The following is a 947-nucleotide window of genomic DNA, read 5'->3' as shown; positions in this document are numbered from 1 at the left end:
GACACGGCAAGCGGGCGGCTCATGCTTTCCCGTACCGACCTTTCCTTAGAAGGAACCGGCGGGATGGACTTGGAACTCAACCGCTATTATGACAGCAACGAAGCCAATCTCGGACATGCAACCGTTGAATATTTAGACAAACTCGAAATTGACACGGTATGGGTTAAATACCGGACGCAGGACAAAAAAGAGCACAAAATCCTTGTCAACCGTGCCCTGTTATCCAAACATAAAAAAGCGTTAAAAGACCTCTTAGTTTCTTATGAAGTGGGTGAGGCTCACCGCAATGTAGAACAGGATGGGGAGGATGCGATTGAAACCAAAACCCAGCGGACGAAGATTGTCAGCCGGGAAGGGCATGACGTATACGGGATTGCCAGCGGATGGCGCTATGACCTTCCGTGGATTGAAACCGTAACACTGGCAGAAGAAGAGGGCTGGGGAAAAAATCCCGCGTATCTTCACTATGGAAGTGCTGGTGTGATTGGGATTGAAACGAATGCCGATGCGGCAGCAAAAACTTACGCAATCCAAGGACTGAGTGGCTACTCTTACGAAGATTTAAAACTGGAGGATTTTAAGCAGACCGTGGATGGCATTTCCTGTACCTACCTGCTTCGTGATAAAACCGGACTTCGCACCTATTTTAACGAAGATGGTGTTGTTGTGCTGCAAAAAGACGCCCATGACAATGCTATTACCTATACATACACCGATGCCATTCATCTGGCAGCCATTACCGATTCCGTCGGACGAAAGATTGTATTTCATTACGAGGGTGAGGGCGATGACAAAGTGCTGAAAACCGTTACCGTGCAGGGAAAAGAAGCGGCAGGTGGCGTAACCAAGAAAACGATTACTTATGAAACGGAAGGAAAAACATACACGCCGCACCACGGAGATGTGTTAAACGGCTTTGTGCTTACGGCGGCAACCGTCGATGGAAG

The 947-nt window shown here is 48.4% G+C and carries 1 protein-coding gene; it reads left to right on the top strand.

Going from position 1 to position 947, the window contains the following annotated elements; genetic code table 11:
- Nucleotides 1-947: hypothetical protein (locus DW005_RS06390; protein ID WP_207658731.1), on the top strand; the 947-nt coding region annotated here is incomplete at both ends.

The organism is Clostridium sp. AF36-4, assembly GCF_003435975.1.
Lineage (GTDB): Bacteria > Bacillota > Clostridia > Lachnospirales > Lachnospiraceae > Eubacterium_F.
This window is presented reverse-complemented; position numbering and strand designations above follow the sequence as displayed.